This is a genomic window from Paenibacillus sp. J22FR21, assembly GCF_056269135.1.
This window is the reverse complement of record NZ_JBWDNJ010000006.1, coordinates 1-17,934: the sequence shown is the minus strand read 5'-3', so window position 1 is coordinate 17,934 and position 17,934 is coordinate 1. Positions and strand designations below refer to the sequence as shown.

At 51.6% G+C, this 17,934-nt stretch carries 11 protein-coding genes; 10 read left to right on the top strand and 1 reads right to left on the bottom strand.

The window, feature by feature from the left end:
- Positions 1-152: 152 nt before the first annotated feature.
- Positions 153-365, top strand: coding sequence for a hypothetical protein (locus AC0YNS_RS21105; RefSeq protein ID WP_090982421.1), 213 nt, complete (start codon positions 153-155; stop codon positions 363-365).
- Between the two features lie 149 nt (positions 366-514).
- Here the strand turns inward: AC0YNS_RS21105 and AC0YNS_RS21100 are convergent, their stop codons facing one another.
- On the bottom strand, positions 515-1,483 hold the full coding sequence (locus tag AC0YNS_RS21100) for a sugar phosphate isomerase/epimerase family protein (RefSeq protein WP_091225049.1): 969 nt from the start codon (positions 1,481-1,483) through the stop codon (positions 515-517).
- Between the two features lie 244 nt (positions 1,484-1,727).
- Here AC0YNS_RS21100 and AC0YNS_RS21095 point away from each other — a divergent pair, with 244 nt between their 5' ends.
- From AC0YNS_RS21095 to ligA, 9 genes are all read left to right on the top strand, one after another.
- Positions 1,728-2,843, top strand: coding sequence for a S1C family serine protease (locus AC0YNS_RS21095; protein WP_475782948.1), 1,116 nt, complete (start codon positions 1,728-1,730; stop codon positions 2,841-2,843).
- Between the two features lie 32 nt (positions 2,844-2,875).
- Entirely contained in the window at positions 2,876-4,768 is a 1,893-nt protein-coding gene (locus AC0YNS_RS21090) for a stalk domain-containing protein (protein ID WP_475782947.1), read from the top strand.
- A 147-nt stretch (positions 4,769-4,915) separates the two neighbouring features.
- A complete protein-coding gene (locus tag AC0YNS_RS21085) occupies positions 4,916-7,465 on the top strand; it encodes a U32 family peptidase (RefSeq protein ID WP_475782946.1) in 2,550 nt (849 codons plus the stop codon).
- Positions 7,466-7,680: 215 nt separating this feature from the next.
- Positions 7,681-9,537, top strand: coding sequence for an AfsR/SARP family transcriptional regulator (locus tag AC0YNS_RS21080; protein ID WP_475782945.1), 1,857 nt, complete (start codon positions 7,681-7,683; stop codon positions 9,535-9,537).
- Complete coding sequence (locus AC0YNS_RS21075; RefSeq protein ID WP_475782944.1) at positions 9,528-11,708, top strand: ATP-binding SpoIIE family protein phosphatase; 2,181 nt, start codon at positions 9,528-9,530, stop codon at positions 11,706-11,708. The genes AC0YNS_RS21080 and AC0YNS_RS21075 overlap by 10 nt, the downstream gene beginning before the upstream one ends.
- 30 nt (positions 11,709-11,738) lie before the next feature.
- Positions 11,739-12,107: an STAS domain-containing protein gene (locus AC0YNS_RS21070; RefSeq protein ID WP_090982433.1), complete on the top strand. Its 369-nt coding sequence runs from the start codon at positions 11,739-11,741 to the stop codon at positions 12,105-12,107.
- Positions 12,108-12,152: 45 nt separating this feature from the next.
- Complete coding sequence (gene pcrB / locus AC0YNS_RS21065; protein WP_475782943.1) at positions 12,153-12,866, top strand: heptaprenylglyceryl phosphate synthase; 714 nt, start codon at positions 12,153-12,155, stop codon at positions 12,864-12,866.
- A 199-nt stretch (positions 12,867-13,065) separates the two neighbouring features.
- On the top strand, positions 13,066-15,441 hold the full coding sequence (pcrA, locus tag AC0YNS_RS21060) for a DNA helicase PcrA (RefSeq protein ID WP_475782942.1): 2,376 nt from the start codon (positions 13,066-13,068) through the stop codon (positions 15,439-15,441).
- Between the two features lie 29 nt (positions 15,442-15,470).
- Complete coding sequence (gene ligA, locus AC0YNS_RS21055; RefSeq protein ID WP_475782941.1) at positions 15,471-17,513, top strand: NAD-dependent DNA ligase LigA; 2,043 nt, start codon at positions 15,471-15,473, stop codon at positions 17,511-17,513.
- Positions 17,514-17,934 lie beyond the last annotated feature (421 nt).

The following is a 17,934-nucleotide window of genomic DNA, read 5'->3' as shown; positions in this document are numbered from 1 at the left end:
CAAAATATAAGAAAGTATCCATGTTCTCGATACGTTACTTCTATGAATGGTGACAAACTTGTTACGATTCTCGATTGTGGCTTGCATCGAGCTCGTGATGAGGCTAACATAACTAATATAGGCTACGTGCGAAAATAAGGAGGTCTTCACCAATGTTTCTTGCTGAAAAAGTAGCAACAATCGCAAAATTTGATCCCATGGATATTATGATGCTGCTGTTCACGATCGTTATTTTCATCGGCTGGGTTCGTCTGCTCATGGCTCGCCCGAAGAAAAATGTATTTGCAATCGGATTTGCAACGGTATCGTTGCTCGTGTTCGCATTTGCGAATTACGTAATGATTTTCAAAGTCTGGCTGCAGTAATACATACAGCCTGTACCGATATAAGCCGCTCCGGTTCTTGCACGGCATGTGCAGGAGAGCCGGGCGGCTTTTTTTGTACCACGATGTAACAACGCAGCTATAAAGCAAAAAACTCCGGCCAAGAAAGGCCGGAGTTTCTTCTATAGGGATTAAACCCACCACATCTCGCCAAGCGGCTCTTTGATGAGGATGGATTGCAGGTTTTGAACAGCTTTCGTGAAGCCTTCGTCAACGGACATCAGGCCGTCTTCGTGCTCGATGCTGACAACGTAGTCGTAGCCAACAAGACGAAGTGCGCTGATGATGTCAGCCCAAACCTTCATATCGTGACCGTAACCGACTGTACGGAACTGCCAAGCGCGGTCAAGCATCAGGGCATAAGACTGCATGTCCGTTACGCCGTGCTTGTTCACGTTGTTCGTGTCAATCGTTGTATCTTTGGCATGGAAGTGGTGAATCGCGCCAGCGCGTCCAAGAATGTGGATCGCTTGAACCGGATCGATTCCTTGCCACCACATGTGGCTCGGGTCAAGGTTAGCGCCGATCGCATCGCCGCAAGCTTCACGAAGGCGAAGCAATGTTGCAGGGCTGTGAACGGAGAAGCCGCCGTGCAGCTCCAGACCGATCTTGACGTTGTTCTCTGTAGCAAGCTTAGCGATCTCGCTCCAGTAAGGGATAACTTTCTCTTCCCATTGCCATTTCAAGATGTCTTGGAAATCGTTCGGCCATGGTGCAACCGGCCAGTTCGGGTATTTCGCATCTTCGTGGTCGCCGGGGCAGCCAGAGAATGTGTTTACTACGGAAACGCCAAGCTTGTTAGCCAGCACGATCGTTTTGCGGATGACAGCGTCATGCTCGCTTGCGATTGCTTTCTGCGGGTGAAGCGGGTTAGCGTGGCAGCTAAGTGCGCTGATCGTCAAGCCGCGGGATGCAATTGCATCTTTGAATGCTTTGAGTTTGCTTTCGTCAGCAAGCAGAGTGTCAGGATCGCAGTGTGCGTTGCCTGGGTAGCCGCCTGTTCCGATTTCAATGGCATCCAAGCCTTTAGATGCGATGTAATCCAATGCATCTTCGAATGATTTCTGTGCGAATAGGACCGAGAATACGCCGAGTTTCATACGTGTATAGTTACCTCCCAAATGGATATGTATTGCGAATGGCATTACTCATTATAGCATGGGCAGAAGACAAGGTTAAGATTCAACGTCTCCAATGCCAAAAAAGCATAGTAAGTGGACAAAAACTGACTCCTTGTGAGCAGCATTCCCCCAATTGTTTGTTATGGGTAAATATAGTAGAATCGTCCTAGTATTACTAGTGTTCATAATAGAGTAGCAGATGGTAGAAAGTAGGAGGAATCAGATGGGGCGAAGAGGGTGGCGAATGGCGTGTGCCGTAATAACGGCAGGAGCACTGTTAATGACCGGTACCGTAATAGCAGCAGGAGGTTCCACGACCACCGCACTAGATGCGAAGATCATTAACGGAGAGGTTTATGTAAAAGCGAGTGCGATGACAGAAGCGCTCGGCGGTACCGGAGTCTATGATTCGAAGACACACAGCTATACATACACGCCTAAATCGCAGATACCGGAAGTCATCAAGAAAGTGTCGCCATCTGTTGTAGGCATCATTGGGAAGCCAACCGAAATCGGTGATTCGAATCGATTTGCGCTGGCGCATGGAACAGGAGTCATCTGGAAGGCGAATGGCTGGATCGTGACGAATGCCCATGTCGTGAAGGATATGCAGAACATTGTAGTGGTAACTGCCGATGGCAAGCAGTATGCGGGCAAGCGGGTTAACATCGACGAGACGAGCGACTTGGCTCTGGTCAAAATCAATGCAACGAAGCTGAAGCCGGCCACCTTCGCTTCCGTGCCGCTTCAACTCGAAGTAGGGGAGCCGGTCATCGCGATTGGCACACCTGTTTCGTTCTCCCTCCGCAATACGGCTACAACCGGTATTCTGAGTGGCATGAATCGTTCTATCGCGTCCTACTACAAGCTGCTCCAGACCGATGCTGCGATTAATCCGGGGAATAGTGGAGGCCCGCTTGTGAATGAGAAGGGCGAGGTAATCGGGATAAATTCACTGAAATTTGTCAGCGATGGCGTCGAAAGTCTCGGCTTTTCCATTCCGGCAGATACCGTTCGATACGTGGTTAACCAATTTTTCAAATACGGCAAGGTGAAGCGCCCATCGCTTGGTGCGGAGCTGGAAGAAAGCTGGTCTGCTATTGTCGGCTTGCCGACAACGGAACCGCTGGAAATCGAGTCAGTCTGGAGTGAAGGTGCGAAGAAAGCCAATCTTCATCCGGGCGATCAGATCTTTTCCGTAGGGGGTAAGCAAGTGGCTTCCATTGTAGAGATTAACGAACTGCTTAAAGGCTATCTGCCGGGACAGCAGATCGAAATCATGCTCCAGTCGGAAGGCGACCTGATTACGAAGCGAATAACGCTCGCCGAATCGAAGTAATACACTACCTTATAAGGGAGATTCCACTTACTATGAAGAAGAAATGGCTGGCTATACTCATTACGGCTTGTATGTTATTCGCACTTATGCCGATTACCGCCGGAGCGGCAGCAGACAAGCTGGTTATCAAACTGGCGATCGGCAGTCCGACTCTATCCGTAAACGGCAGCGCGTCTACGATACAGAAGCCGTTTAAGTTGAACGGCACGACCATGGTTCCCTTAAGCGTCATTACCAAAGCTTTCGGAGCAGGCCTCAAGCTGGAGAACAATAAGATCATTACGCTCTCTTATAATTCAACTAAGGTTGTCCTGACGATCGGCAGCAAAATCGTAAAGGTTAACGGTGCGCCGATAACACTGACGGCTGAACCGAAAATCGTGAACGGTGTCACGATGGTGCCGCTTCGAGTCATTGTATCGGCATTTGGTGCCACGCTGGCACTGAGCGGCAATCAAATCACAATTAACGGCGTTAAAGCCAACACTTCCGGTACAACAGCGGGCTCAAACACCGGCGGCATTAATACGGATGCAGGTAAAACAAAGGTCGGCGACAGCTACTACGGCTGGACGATGAACTATCCCTCGGATTTGGCGCTAAGCTATCAATCCGATAACGGAAGTGCAACGCAATGGACTTCCGCGCAGGAAGACCGCCGCGTTAGCGTGTTTGTTGAAGACGTGGATCAAGCCTATACCCGTGAAGAACTTCGCGATTATATTATGGGTTATTTCTCTGAAGGTGAGTTTGCAGTCGAGAAGAAGACGGTAACCCTTGGCGATCTAAGCTTTGAGCGGATAATCAGTAAAGATCGGGATGGCTGGTTCTACGACAACCGCGCTATCCAGGTCGGTACGCGAATCTATTTCATTGCTGTAGGTGTTAAATCCGACTCCCGTGAGAAGTTAAATGCTTATCAATCTGTTATGGACAGTTTCAAGCCTTCTTTTGCCAAAAGTGATGGGAGCATTAAAGATGTTACGAAGGTAAAAGACAACAACATTACGATTATGGACGCGGACTTTGGGTTTACCGTCAAACTTCCTGTCAATTGGGCTCGTGTTAAGGAAGCGTCTACGCCTGCTTTTACAAGTGATGACGGCTATTTGACCTTTAGTGTCAGTTCCTTGCAAGCAGGGGATACGGCGGGAGAATGGTTGAAACGTTCACGTAAGCAATTGGAAGAAACCACGTTATCTGATTATGTTCGCAATATCTCAGAGTCGACCGTTATCTTGCCGGATGGAAAGGCGGAGGTAATGAGTTACGAATATACGTACGACAAGAAAGACTGGAATAATGAATATCAAGTCTTCTTAACTTCAGGTACCCATAAGTATGAGATTGATTTCTATTACTTCAATGAGCCGGTGAAAGGCGACGCTTTGTTTGCTCAAATAGCAGCGCTTGCGGACATCGACACCGCATTTATCGAGAAAAATTTTACCGATCTGGGGGATGACTCCGATCTTGCCGGAATGACGGTCACGAAGAAAAGCAATACGTACGGTTACTCTATTGTTCTGCCTCAATCGTGGACCGCAACGAAGAAAAACTTCGAGGAAGACACGGTCGAGTATGCTTTGCCGGAAGGGTCATTCGTGATTAACGTCTGGGAAGATCGGGAAGCAAGCGAATATAATGAAACGCTAAAGCAATATATTACGACTGACCCTGAAATGATTAAATCTGGTGCCCATATTACGTCAACCGGCCCATCGACAATCGGAAATGGGATTCCCGTTACGAAAGTGGAATGGGAAATGAACAATCTCGATGTACCGGTAAAACTCGTCTATTATGTGGTGGAAATGCATGGAGGCGTTTATTTAATCTCCTATGCGCTAAACCAAGCCAACCTCACCGAGAGCAATCTCAGTCAAATCGAGAAGGCTGTTAATTCGTTTACGTTTACAAATTAGCTCGCAGATCACAAAGGCGCCGCTTCCAACCGGAAATATTTCGGAGGGGAGCGGCTTTTGCGTAGGCAGGTCGCTTTTGTTTAGGCGTAAGCTCTGGTACACTTAAAACAAATAAGTGATTGATAGATAAGGATGGCGGAAGTCAAGATGGTAATGATGAAGCGGCAAGATGTCGAACTGCTGGCACCGGCCGGCGATTGGGATTGCATGAGGGCAGCTGTGGCAAATGGAGCCGACGCTGTTTTTTTTGGCGTAGAGAAGTTCAATGCACGGGCGCGGGCGAATAATTTTCATACGGATGAGCTGCCGGAAGTTATGGCCTTCCTGCACAGCTATGGCGTTAAAGGATTTCTGACCTTTAATATATTGGTGTTTGAAGAAGAATTGAATAGTGCGAAGCAGCTGATAGAAGCTTGTATCGATGCAGGTGTCGATGCGGTTATCGTGCAGGATCTCGGACTGGTGAAGCTCATTCGCGAGCTGTCGCCGGATTTCCCGATTCATGGCTCGACTCAGATGACGATTACGTCTCCGGAAGCGGTAGAGTTCACGAAGCCGTTCGATATCGAACGCGTCGTGCTTGGCCGGGAGAACAATTTAAAGCAAATCAAGACCATCGGTGAGCAAGCGAAACTGCCGATGGAAGTGTTTGTTCATGGCGCTCTATGCGTATCGTACTCCGGTCAGTGTCTGACCTCTGAGATGTGGGGAGGTCGTTCGGCTAACCGCGGCGAATGCGCGCAAGCTTGCCGACTTCCGTACGATCTGATGGTAGATGGCGAGCAGAAGGTGATGGGCGACGTTACGTACCTGCTTTCGCCGAAGGATCTCGCGGCTGTCGAGCTCGTACCGGAACTTATCGAAGCAGGCGTGACTTCTTTCAAAATCGAAGGTCGTCTCAAAAGCCCTGAATATGTAGCCAACGTGGTGAGCAAATACCGCAAGGCGATTGATAAATATTTCGATGGGGATCGCTCTGCCCCTTCGAAGGAAGATATCCGCGAGCTGCAGCAGAGCTTCTCGCGTGGATTCACGCATGGCTTCCTAACCGGAACCAACAACAAGAAGCTAGTAGAAGGGACATTCCCGAAGAGCCGCGGCGTCTATCTTGGACGCGTGGAGCGGGTACTTCGCGATGCCGTTGTTTGCCGGATCGAAGCGCCTCTTAAACGCGGCGACGGGATTGTCTTCGATGCGGGAGATCCGACGAAGAAGGAAGAGGGCGGCCGCGTCTACGATTTGCGCAGACAAGGCACGAAGTTTGAAGGCGAAGCCCAAGAGGGCACTGTTATTGAATTGGTGCCGGGGCGTAACGATATCGACCTGCGTAAGGTTCATGTAGGCGATCGGGTTTGGAAAACAAACGACCCGGCGCTGGACAAACGTCTTCGTGCTTCGTATGAAACCGAGAAGCCTTACCGCGTATTCCCGCTGCATGTGAAAGTAACCGGCGGACTCGGACAGCCGCTCCGCACGTGGTGGACCGATGTCGAGAAGGGCAATACGGTTGAGGTTGCCTCCGAGCTTCTGCTCGAGCATGCGGAGAAACGTCCGATGGACCACGCGCTGCTCGAAGAGCAATTAGGCCGACTTGGCGGCACGGTATATCAGCTCGAGGGACTGGAGGTCGACCTGCAGGGCGACCTCATCGTGCCGATGCGCGAGCTGAACCGGATGCGCCGTGAAGCGGCCGAGGCTTTGGCCGGCGAGCGACCGAAGCCGCCCGTGTATGTGAAGCGCGCCGTCGAGGTTTACGACGACGTGCGCAGCCGCGGCGCGAGTGAAGGCAGCGTCGGCGCCGGTGGCGAGCTTGCGGCCGCAGGCCGCGGCGCTGGGGCCAAGCTGACGGTGCTCTGCCGCAGCTTGCCGCAGCTTGAAGCTGCGGTGCGCTCCGAGAAAGTCGGCATGGTGTATGCCGATTTCGAGTTTATCAAGCAGCTTCCCGCTGCGATGGAGCTTGCGCGGAGCGCAGGCAAGCCGATTGGGCTGGTGACGCCGCGGATTCATATGCCGAACGAGAACGGCTACCATGCGAATATTTTGAAGCTGAAGCCGGATGCCGTGCTGGTACGGAATACAGGTGCGCTGTATTACTATTTAAGGGCGCGCGCTTCCAAGCCGAATGAGCCGTTCCCGACGCTGATCGGGGACTTCTCGCTGAATATCGCGAATCATAAAGCAGCTGATCTCTTCTTCGATGCCGGCTGCAGCCTGGTAACGCCGTCTTATGACTTGAACGTACAGCAAATGTTTGATTTGCTTCGCAACAGCGATACGTCGCGCATGGAAGTCGTTATTCATCAGCATTTGCCGATGTTCCATACGGAGCACTGCGTATATTGCACGTTCCTGAGCGAAGGTACGGATTTCACCAACTGCGGCAGACCGTGCGAAGATCGCCGCGTGTCGCTGCAAGACCGGATCGGAATGTCTCATCCGGTTCGCGTCGATGAAGGCTGCCGGAATACGGTCTATAACGCCATCGAGCAATCGGGCGCTGAATACATCAAACAATTCGGTGATCTTGGTGTAGCCTCTTTCCGAATCGAGTTTCTGGAAGAGACCGCCGATAAAGTAGATGAGGTTATCGAGCTCTACAGCGATGCCATCGCCGGACGAATTGGCGGTACGCAAGTGTGGCGCAGCTTGAAAGCCATCAATCAGCTCGGCGTTACAAGAGGTCAGCTGGTCAAATAAGAGTAGAGGGGCAGCTAAGGCGGCCTCTCTTTTCTTATATAGTCATAATTTCCTATCCCGAGCCCTTACAAATTTCTTTCATTTTCGACAGTCAGGGAGGTTTTCGGGATTGGGGGGCGAATAGTAGCATTAATTCAGGTTGTGTACATTTCGTACCGGCAGTTATGATTGCGTGCCGGAAGTCGAGAATAAAATAGGCTTGGTGAGGATGACCAATGAAACAACCTAACAAGGTGAAGACCAACCAGGACGGTTGGCAAATGGAAGTACTGAAGGCCGAACGGACCATTCTTGATGGCCAAATGCCCGCTATTGCGCAATTGTTGGCCATTCCGGCTGATATAAGAATGAAATCGCCGCTGCTGCTTCGCGCTGAATGCGAGGATGGCTTGCTTAGGGGACGGTTAGTCGAAACCAAGCTAAGACTGGAAGCCGCACTCCGAGGTTTTGCCGCGCAAGCGGATGATTCCTCGATGCTGACGATGATGGCGATGCTGGGTCTATTGTACGAGCAGGTAGGCGATAAGCAGGAGTCTAAGCCTGTAATGGCCCTGCTGGCACAGGAGTGGGCGCGTAATCCGGAGAACTGCAGCGGTTTTGTGCCGTGGGCACTGGCCCATGCGGCAGCCAATGGTTCCGCGCAATATGAGCTGGCGCAGCGTCTCTTTATTATGTCCGCTGAACGTTTCAGAGAAGAAGGCAAGCCGCTTTGGCTCGGGTTTGTGCTGCTCGATCGGCTGTTGTTTGATCCCCTCGAGAAGGAGCATCCCGATTGGCAGCTGTGGCTGCACTGGCTCAAACGCCATATGGTGAACAACCCATCGGGTGCTGTGCTGGTTGATTTGCTGACGAGTAAGGAGCCAAGTGCGGAATTGTGCGCGATGCTGCCTGAACGTTTTGCTTATTTGAGCAAAGCGATCCTGATGCAGCAGCCGGATGAGAATCTCTCGGCAGATCTGACGGAGGATATTGAAAGCTCGATCTTTGCCAGCGGAGCTCGATTGAAACGGTTTCTTCAAGAAGGGCAGCTTGCTCAAGCGGAACAATTCTATCCGAAGCTGGATCGGCTGCGTAAACTAGTTTCCACGCCGGCTATTGACCGATTTGCAGCGGAGCTCAAGCAGTCAATGGAAGATCAGGCGAATGTGGAAGCCCACACGATCACGTTCTTTGCACAAGAGCAAATTAGACAGCAGCAGCTAAGCGAATTGGATCAACAGTTGGGGACTGGTCTGCTGAATAGAGATGACGTACAACAGGGCGCAGTTCCGGAGCCCGCACCGGACAACTCCAATGACAATGTGCATATGCATACCGCTGAAACCAATACGGCCAGATGGCGGGTACAGCTCATTGATGGGATCAGCTTCAGTACACCGGAAGGTAAGCTGGCTGAACCGATATGGAAGCGGCGGAAAGCCGGTGAATTACTCGTCTATTTATTGCTTCAACCGGGTTATAAGGCAAATAGAGAGCAAGTTATTGAACGGGTTTTCGGAGAAGGCGATCCCGCTAAACGATCCAATCAGCTTTATGTCACCCTTCATGACTTACGTTCCTCGTTAAAGGAACTCGGCATGCCGGAGGATCTGGTTTATGCCAAACGCGGCGTCGTAGGCATATCGGAAGTGACTTTTGAAGCGATCGATGTGGAAAGCTATCTGACGTTGTCCCGTGTTGGCGACCAGCTCTGGATAGATGATCGCGAAGAGGCTTGCCGCTTATACGACAAGGCGATGCCTCTCTATGGCCTGCTTGGAACGGAGCTTCCCTATGCGGAATGGCTCGAGCGAGTCAGGGAGCAGCTTCTGGATCGTCAGACGAATATGATCAAGCGAATAGCCGGCTACTACGGTGAATTGCATGACGAGGCAAGGGTGGAGCAGAGTTTAGCCGAATGGATTGCGCTGCGGCCCGAACAGGAAGAAGCGTACGAGGCTATGATTAGACTTTGCTTGCGCGGAGATCGGCGAATCGAAGCGATCGGCTGGTACCGGCGCCTAGAGCGCGTTTGCAAAGAGGAACTGGGCAGCGAACCGCTTGATGAGGTTAGGAGCCTGCTATGGAATTGAGGACGACACAGAATAAGAATCGGCCATCCTTTGCGGGACGCTCGCTGCTTAATCGGCTGTTGCTCATTTATGTCATAGCGCTGGTGCTCAGTTTATTGATTTTGCGTGCGGAAACGATGTTGGTTTCGCACTTTGAAGCGATGTTCCCTTTTCCGTTTATCGTGAACGTGCTTGGGTCGGTTATGCTTGCGGTCATTCTAGTTTGCGCATCGGCGTGGCGGCTGCAGCCCGTCATTAAGGAGCTCCAAGAAGATGCTTCGTCTTCCGCAAGGACGGGTATACAACGGGACAACAGTCTGACTAGTGCAGCTCTCGTTCGTTTGTATCGTATGCCTTATGAGCTGCTGATCAGCGTGCTGCTGCTCGGACTGCTGATCTCGGCAAGCTTTCATTTGGCCGATCTGATCCAGGTGTGGAATGATCAAGAGAAAGGCGATTCCATCGATTGGCTGCAATTGACCGGCATTATGGCGGGGGAGCAAAGTCTCATCATGACGGTGGCGCTCGTTCTCTTCACCTCCGTGCGGCGACTGTTTCGTCCTTACATGATGAAGCTCCAGCCGCTGTCCGGCAGCTTTGATGGACGGGCTTCGTTTTCGCAACCGCTTGTGATTACGTATACTTGTACGTTTCTGGTCACGATTCTGAGTCTGTTTCAGCTGGCCATTGTGACAGCGAGACCGCATGAATCGATGGAGCCTTACAAATTCGGACTGATTGCTTTATTTTATTTCTTAATCGGATTAAGTTTGTTCAGTTATGTGACGATGCAATTTAGGCAGGAGCTTCGAGGCCTCATTCGGGATATTCGCGGACTTGTTGGCGGAACGGATATCCGGCATGCCCATACAGCGTCTATTGTACATGACGAAGCCGGAGAACTTGCGGTGGCCTACAGTGAGCTGCAGAATCGGATTAACCGGGAATACGAATCACTGGAGCGGGAATTGAAAATGGCTTACAATGTGCAACAGAAGCTCCTTCCGCCCGGAAATCTGACGATAGGCGCCTATCACATTGCAGCACGCTGCCGATCCTACCGTGAGGTTGGCGGGGATTTCTTCGATGTTGTGTCGCTTGGCCCCAGCCGATTTGCAGTGATGATCGGTGATGTGTCAGGCAAAGGATTGCCCGCGGCACTCATTATGTCGGCGCAGCTGCTTGTGTTCCGCTCCGAGATTCGGAGAAACGGCAGCCCTTCGGAGGTGCTTGCCCGTATGAACCGACAGCTGTGCGAAGCGATGGGGGACGAAGGTTGTGTTTCCATCGGTGTAGGCATCATCGATTTAACTAATAATAAGGTGCAATATGCCAGTGCAGGACATCTGTCGCCATACATCATTGCCAAGGATGGGCAGTTCACCGCGATCGATTGCAGCTCGCTTCCGATCGGGATTGACCCTGAGGCCGTCTACGAGGAGAAAGACTTGCAGTTGAAGGACGGGGATCGGTTCCTGCTGTATACGGATGGATTAATTGAGGCGATCGATCAAACCGGCAAAATGTACAGCTTCGACGGGCTTGAAGCGGAGATTGCGACTTGGGAATCAGAAGGCGAATTGTCTGTCGTAGTGGATGATTGGCTTGCTCGTGTCGATGAGGCATGCGGACCGGGTCAAGACGATCGCACCGTCGTCGTTCTGGAGCTTGCGGGTGAATATCGCAGCGCGCTGGATAAGCTGGATATTCCGCGAGGCGATTACGGTGACGTAGCCGCGGCGTTCGATAATCCGTTTATGACCCGTGAATGGTCCTTGCGCAGCAAGCTTGGCGAGGAGAGGCTTATCGCCTTGAAGCTGGGCGATTGGATGCAAGAGAGATGGCCGGAATCCGAAATCAAAGAGGATGTCCAAAGCGCCGTGTGCGAAGCGATGATTAATGCGATCGAGCATGGCAACAAGCTGCAGCCGAATACATACGTTACCGTCATCGCCCAAATCGGCGGCATGCTGTCCGTTTGTCGCATTTACGATGAAGGCGGCGGCTATTATCCAAGGCTCTCCCGAGATGAAGCGGAGATGCGCAAGAAACTGGAATCAGAGGACCCCAGAGGCTGGGGACTGGTTATGATTGATACGCTGGCGGATTACTGGACAACCGGCCGAGATGAACGCGGATTTTATACGGAGCTTTATTTTATGAGAAAATTACAGACGGCTTCTGGCGGATAACCGATGACCTGGATAAGGAGGCTTGAGAAGATGAGCGAACAGCCCTTGCAAATTGAAACGCGGAAATTCCCAAGCGGGATGGTACTGAAGTTGGAAGGCGATTTGAGCAAGGCAGCCGAGGGCAAGCTGATTGCGGGTTTTGAGCAAGAATCGGAGCTCGGCCGAAGCATCCGGTTTATGGCGCTGGATCTGACGAAAGTCGATTATATTAATAGCGGCGGGATGGCTGTACTGATCCGGCTGGCTCGGATGGGCAGCAAAGCAGGCGTACACACTTTCGCATGGGGCATAACGCCCCATTACGAGAAGCTGTTCCGCATGGTAGGCTTAACGGAGTTTATGATGATTTATCCCAATGAATTTGCCGTTATGCAGCGAATTGAGGCGCTTGAGCTGTAAGCCGGCTTAAGGATGGCAGGATATCTAAATTAGGCGGAGGGCAACATGGAACTGCAATCGGCAATATATAAAGAATGGCGGCATGTATTTAAGCTGGATCCGGAACGTGAAATCAGTGATGAGCGGCTCGATGCCATCTGCATGTCCGGAACCGATGCTATCCTAGTGGGCGGATCAAGCGGTGTTACCTTTGACAATACCGTTGATCTGATGTCGCGAATTCGCCGGTATGAGGTGCCTTGTGCGCTTGAGGTGTCGAATGAAGAGGCCGCAGTGCCGGGATTTGACCATTATTTCATTCCACTTGTGCTGAATACCGATAAGGCGGAATGGCTCGCAGGCAGACAAATACAGGCGTTGCGTAAATTCGGGGCTTTCATCCCCTGGGAGAACACCTCGGCAGAAGGGTACCTGATCTTGAACGAGGAAGCCCAAGCGGCGAAGCTTACGGGTGCTCAGGCAGGGCTTGACTCTGAGACGGTCGCGGCTCATATTTATATGGCGGATCGACTTATGCACTTGCCGGTGATCTATATGGAGTACAGCGGCAAATTCGGCGACATGGAGCTTGTGAAGCGAACCCTTCGGCTCGTGACGGGAGCGAGGCTGTTCTATGGCGGCGGGATTGATGATGCGGCAAAAGCAAAACAGGCGGCAGAAGCAGCGCATACGGTTATCGTTGGTAATGTGATCTATGATGATCTGGACGCGGCGCTGTCGACGGTCAATGCTGTGTTATCCACGGAACTGCCTAAGTAAAGCTGAAGATAGCGGAAATGAACAAGAACGGCTTCGGAACGAATCGGCTGCTGAACGGACATGCGGATCGTCATTTCGGAGGCCGTTTTTATTTATTGGAAAATAACTGCAATCTGCCCGGTTGTAATTGACACAATCTCGGCGGTTGTCTAGACTGAGATTAGGCGAACAAATGCGAACAAAGGGGTTTATTTTCTCTATGTTAAACGAATTCAGCATCGACCAGGCTGTTCAGAAACTGAACGCGCCTCAGCGTGCAGCTGTGCAAGCAACAGATGGGCCGCTGCTCATCATGGCAGGAGCGGGAAGCGGTAAGACACGCGTGCTTACGCACCGTATTGCATACTTAATCGAGAAGAAGCGAGTAGCGCCATGGAGTATCCTGGCGATTACCTTTACCAATAAAGCATCACGGGAAATGCAGCAGCGCGTAAGCGCGCTGGTCGGCAATGCCGGTCAAGATATTTGGGTATCGACCTTCCACTCGATGTGTGTGCGGATCTTGCGCAGAGACATTAACCGGATCGGCTTTACGAACAGCTTCTCGATCTTGGATTCCGCCGATCAGCTGTCGGTTATCCGCAACTGCATGAAGGATCTTAATATCGATACGAAGAAAGTTGAGCCTAAGAGTGTGCAGGCCGCACTTGGCGGGGCGAAGAATGAGCTGATTTCACCGGAGCAGTTCGAGCTGAAGATCGGGGATTATTTTGACGGGATCGTTTCTAAGGTATATACCGCTTATCAGAAGCGGCTCAAGAGCAACAACTCGCTGGACTTCGACGATCTCATTATGAAAACGATCCAGCTGTTCAAGGACGAGCCGGATGTACTTGCCTTCTACCAGAACAAATTCCGCTATATCCATGTCGATGAGTATCAGGATACGAACCGAGCGCAATATATGTTGTGTAATATGTTAGCCAGCAAACATCACAATATCTGCGTTGTAGGGGATAGCGACCAATCGATTTACCGGTGGCGCGGCGCGGATATTACGAATATTTTGAACTTTGAGGAAGACTATCCGGAAGCGCAAACGATCATGCTGGAGCAGAACTACCGTTCCAGCGCGAATATCTTGAACGCTGCCAATGCCGTTATTAAGCTTAACAGCGGCCGGAAGCCGAAGAAACTGTGGACGGATCAGGGCGAAGGTGAAGCGATCACCGTTTACCAAGCAGACACGGAGCATGATGAAGGGTATTTCGTGACAGGTGCTATTCGCAAACACGTAGGCGGCGGCCGGAAGTTCGGCGATCATGCGATCCTGTACCGGACGAACGCGCAATCACGGGTGATAGAGGAAACACTCATTAAATCCGATATTCCTTATCAAATTGTCGGCGGCGTCAAGTTCTATGATCGCAAAGAGATTAAAGACTTGCTCGCTTACTTGCGGCTTGTTTCGAATCCGGATGATGATATCTGCTTCCAACGGATTGTTAATGTCCCTAAGCGGGGGATTGGCGATACGACCGTTGCCAAACTGTTTGATGAAGCGGGACTGCGCGGGATCTCGGTCTTTGCGCTGCTAGAGCAGCTGGACTGGCTTGATGTAACAGGTCGTGCCCGCACGGCGCTAGCGGAATTCCGTGATATTATCGATAACCTGACGCGTATGGTTGAATACTTATCGGTTACAGAGCTGACGGAGAAGGTATTGGAGCTAAGCGGCTATCGCGAGGAGCTGCAGCGTGAGAACACGCTGGAGTCGAAGGCGCGTTTAGAGAATATCGACGAGTTTCTCTCCGTAACGCAGGACTTTGAGAAGCGTAATGAAGACAAATCCTTGGTTTCATTCCTAACGGATCTTGCTCTTATTGCAGACATTGACTCGATGGATAAAGATGAGCCGGAAGGCGGCGTGAAGGATGCCGTCGTGCTGATGACGATGCACAGCGCCAAAGGCCTGGAGTTTCCGATCGTATTCATTATCGGGATGGAGGAAGGTGTATTTCCTCACAGTCGGGCAATGAATGATAACGAAGAGCTGGAAGAGGAGCGCCGACTTGCCTACGTTGGGATTACACGCGCGGAGAAGCAGCTTTATCTGACTAGCGCTCGAATGCGTACGTTGTTTGGCCGGACGAATGCGAATATGCCTTCGCGATTCCTTCGGGAGGTACCGGATGAGCTGAAGACGGATGCATCCGCAACAGGACGCGGCCGTCCGGCAGGCGGCGGAATCGGGTTTGGTTCAGGCAGTCGAGGTATTGGCGGAGGTGGCGCAGCAGGTGCCGGAGCTTCGGGATCAACGGGATTTGGCTTCCGCAGCGGTGCACCGTCGCCGGCTGCCCGGTCGGGGTCTCTTTCCGGAGCAGGCAGCAGCAGCAGCGGCGTTCGGATTACCACGCCAATGGATGCGGCGCGCGCAGCTTCCGGTGCAGCAGCAGGGGCTGGAGCGGGCGGCGAGTTTGTAGCCGGCGATAAAGTATCACACGGCAAGTGGGGCATCGGCACGATTGTCTCCGTCCGTGGTACCGGTAATGACAAGGAGCTCCAAATCGCATTCCCGGCTCCGGTTGGTCTGAAGAAGCTGCTTGCGAGCTTTGCACCGATTACGAAGGTATAAGGAATTTGAACGAGAGAGGGAGAACGTCTATGACGACTGCGATGGAACCGGGATCTAATATCGAGCCGATGAAGCTTGCGAGAATGCGTGAGCTAATCGACCTCATTGCGGAGCACAATCACAACTACTATACGCTGGATCTGCCGACGATCAGCGACAAACAGTGGGATGAGCTCTATGACGAGCTGGTACGCTTGGAGCAGGAGACAGGCAGCTTCCTTCCGGATTCGCCGACGCAGCGTGTTGGCGGCGATATCTTGAAAGGCTTCGAGCCTCATCGTCATCGCGCCCGGCTCTGGAGTCTGGATAAAGCGCAGGACACGGAGGATCTGCTCGCATGGAATACTCGGGTGAAGAAAGCAATCGCAGACTATAACACCAAGAATCCGAGCGAAGCGCCATTGCCCGAGTCTAGTTATGTCATCGAGCTCAAATTTGATGGACTTACGCTGAATTTGACTTACGATGAGGGCAATCTTGTGCAAGCATCGACTCGCGGCAACGGTGTTGTAGGCGAGGGGATTCTGGCGCAAGTAAAGACGATTCGCTCCATACCGCTGACAATTCCGTTCAAAGACGGTCTCATTGAGGTTCAAGGCGAAGGCATTATGAATCTCTCCGTGCTTGAAGCTTACAATGTAAGTGCTGTCGAACCGCTGAAGAATGCACGTAATGCAGCAGCAGGTGCGCTGCGTAACCAGAATCCGCGGATTACCGCAGAGCGGAAGCTGAATGCGTTCTTCTATAATATAGGGTACGCCGAAGGTATATCCTTCGAGCAGCATGCACAGATGATTCAGTTTCTGAAGGATAACCGGTTTAAGGTTAATCCTTATACGTTGTACTGCACGACGATTGAAGAGGTGCAGGCAGAACTCAGTCGTGTCGCTGAAGGCCGAGGTGAGCATGATTTCCTCATTGATGGTGCAGTCGTGAAGCTGACGGACATGCGGACGCGCGAAGCGCTCGGCTATACCGATAAATTCCCGCGCTGGGCTGTTGCGTTTAAGTTCGAGGCCGAAGAGACGACGACGATCCTGGAGTCTGTATCCTGGGAAGTGGGCCGTACCGGCAAAATCACACCTGTCGCACGCGTCGAGCCTGTTGATCTCGCAGGCGTTACTGTTCAGAACTGTACGCTCAACAATATCGGTGATATCGAGCGTAAGAATCTTAAATTCGCGCTTGGCACGCATGTCATCATTCGCCGTTCCAACGACGTCATTCCGGAAATTCTGGGCAAAGCCGACGATGAGCCCGGCATAGAAATCATAGCGCCTACCGAATGTCCTTCTTGCGGAACACCGCTGGAGCTGCGCGGAGCGCATTTGTTCTGCAACAATAAGCTTGGCTGCAGACCCCAGACGATCGGTCGGATTACCCATTTCTCGTCCCGCGATGCGATGGATATCGAATCGTTCAGCATCATGACAGCAGAGCAGCTGTTTGATGAATGCGGAGTACGCGATCCTGCGGATCTCTATTCTCTGACCTATGATCAACTAATCGGTCTTGATCGCTTCGGTGATCGCAAGGCGCGTAAGCTGCTTGATGCGCTTGAGAAATCCAAGGACCGGGATCTGGCAGCGTTTCTATTTGCCCTTGGTATCCCCAATACGGGCAAAGCGACAACGAAGATGCTCGCGGACCATTTCGGCAGCTTAAGTGCTGTGCGAGCCGCGACTGTCGAGGAGCTCGTTGGATTGCCTGACGTTGGAGGGATTGTGGCAGACAGCATCTACACCTACTTTAGCGATCCGATTATCTCGGAGTGCTTAGACCGTATGCTGGCACTTGGTGTCAAAGCAGAAGCGGAGCAGCAAGAGGCTGCGCGGACGGACAGCATATTCAGCGGCAAAACCGTTGTGCTTACCGGAACGCTCTCTCTAATGACGCGCGATGAGGCGGCGAAGAAGCTGGAGGCGCTTGGTGCGAAGATCAGCGGCAGTGTGTCCAAGAAGACGGACTTCGTCATCGCCGGCGAGAGTGCAGGGAGTAAGCTTACAAAGGCGCGCGATCTCGGGGTAACCGTTATTGAAGATGAAGAAGAGCTGCTTAAGCTGTTGCAGTAATTACTGTAGTAAATGATTAGGAGCATGAATTCTACGCAGGTTGTAGAGGGCATGCTCCTTTGTCATTTTTTACAAGTTGCATAGGGTTTGCGGATGTGTTAAATTATTTCTTGTCGCTTCTGAGACATACGGCAACAACAACATACAACTTTCGACAGAAAGTAAATAAGTTGTTGACACATGATGACGAAGCTGGTAATATAATCACTTGTCACCACGAAAGTGAGACAAACAAGTTCTTTGAAAACTGAACATATGAATCACGTCAGATTCAACAAAATGTTTTAAAATATCGCAGAGCAATCTGCGTAGCTAGTTTTTTGAATGAGCTAACAAGCGAATTCTTAAAAATGGCCAAGCCTTCGGGCTTACCACTTTTATGGAGAGTTTGATCCTGGCTCAGGACGAACGCTGGCGGCGT

Excerpts from the sequence above, each read along its gene's own strand:
- AC0YNS_RS21100 (WP_091225049.1), bottom strand. The coding sequence starts at position 1,483 with ATGAAACTCGGCGTATTCTCGGTCCTATTCGCACAGAAATCATTCGAA.
- AC0YNS_RS21085 (WP_475782946.1), top strand. The coding sequence starts at position 4,916 with ATGGTAATGATGAAGCGGCAAGATGTCGAACTGCTGGCACCGGCCGGC.
- AC0YNS_RS21075 (WP_475782944.1), top strand. The coding sequence starts at position 9,528 with ATGGAATTGAGGACGACACAGAATAAGAATCGGCCATCCTTTGCGGGA.
- AC0YNS_RS21105 (WP_090982421.1), top strand. The coding sequence starts at position 153 with ATGTTTCTTGCTGAAAAAGTAGCAACAATCGCAAAATTTGATCCCATG.
- ligA (WP_475782941.1), top strand. The coding sequence starts at position 15,471 with ATGACGACTGCGATGGAACCGGGATCTAATATCGAGCCGATGAAGCTT.
- pcrB (WP_475782943.1), top strand. The coding sequence starts at position 12,153 with ATGGAACTGCAATCGGCAATATATAAAGAATGGCGGCATGTATTTAAG.
- AC0YNS_RS21080 (WP_475782945.1), top strand. The coding sequence starts at position 7,681 with ATGAAACAACCTAACAAGGTGAAGACCAACCAGGACGGTTGGCAAATG.
- pcrA (WP_475782942.1), top strand. The coding sequence starts at position 13,066 with ATGTTAAACGAATTCAGCATCGACCAGGCTGTTCAGAAACTGAACGCG.
- AC0YNS_RS21095 (WP_475782948.1), top strand. The coding sequence starts at position 1,728 with ATGGGGCGAAGAGGGTGGCGAATGGCGTGTGCCGTAATAACGGCAGGA.
- AC0YNS_RS21070 (WP_090982433.1), top strand. The coding sequence starts at position 11,739 with ATGAGCGAACAGCCCTTGCAAATTGAAACGCGGAAATTCCCAAGCGGG.
- AC0YNS_RS21090 (WP_475782947.1), top strand. The coding sequence starts at position 2,876 with ATGAAGAAGAAATGGCTGGCTATACTCATTACGGCTTGTATGTTATTC.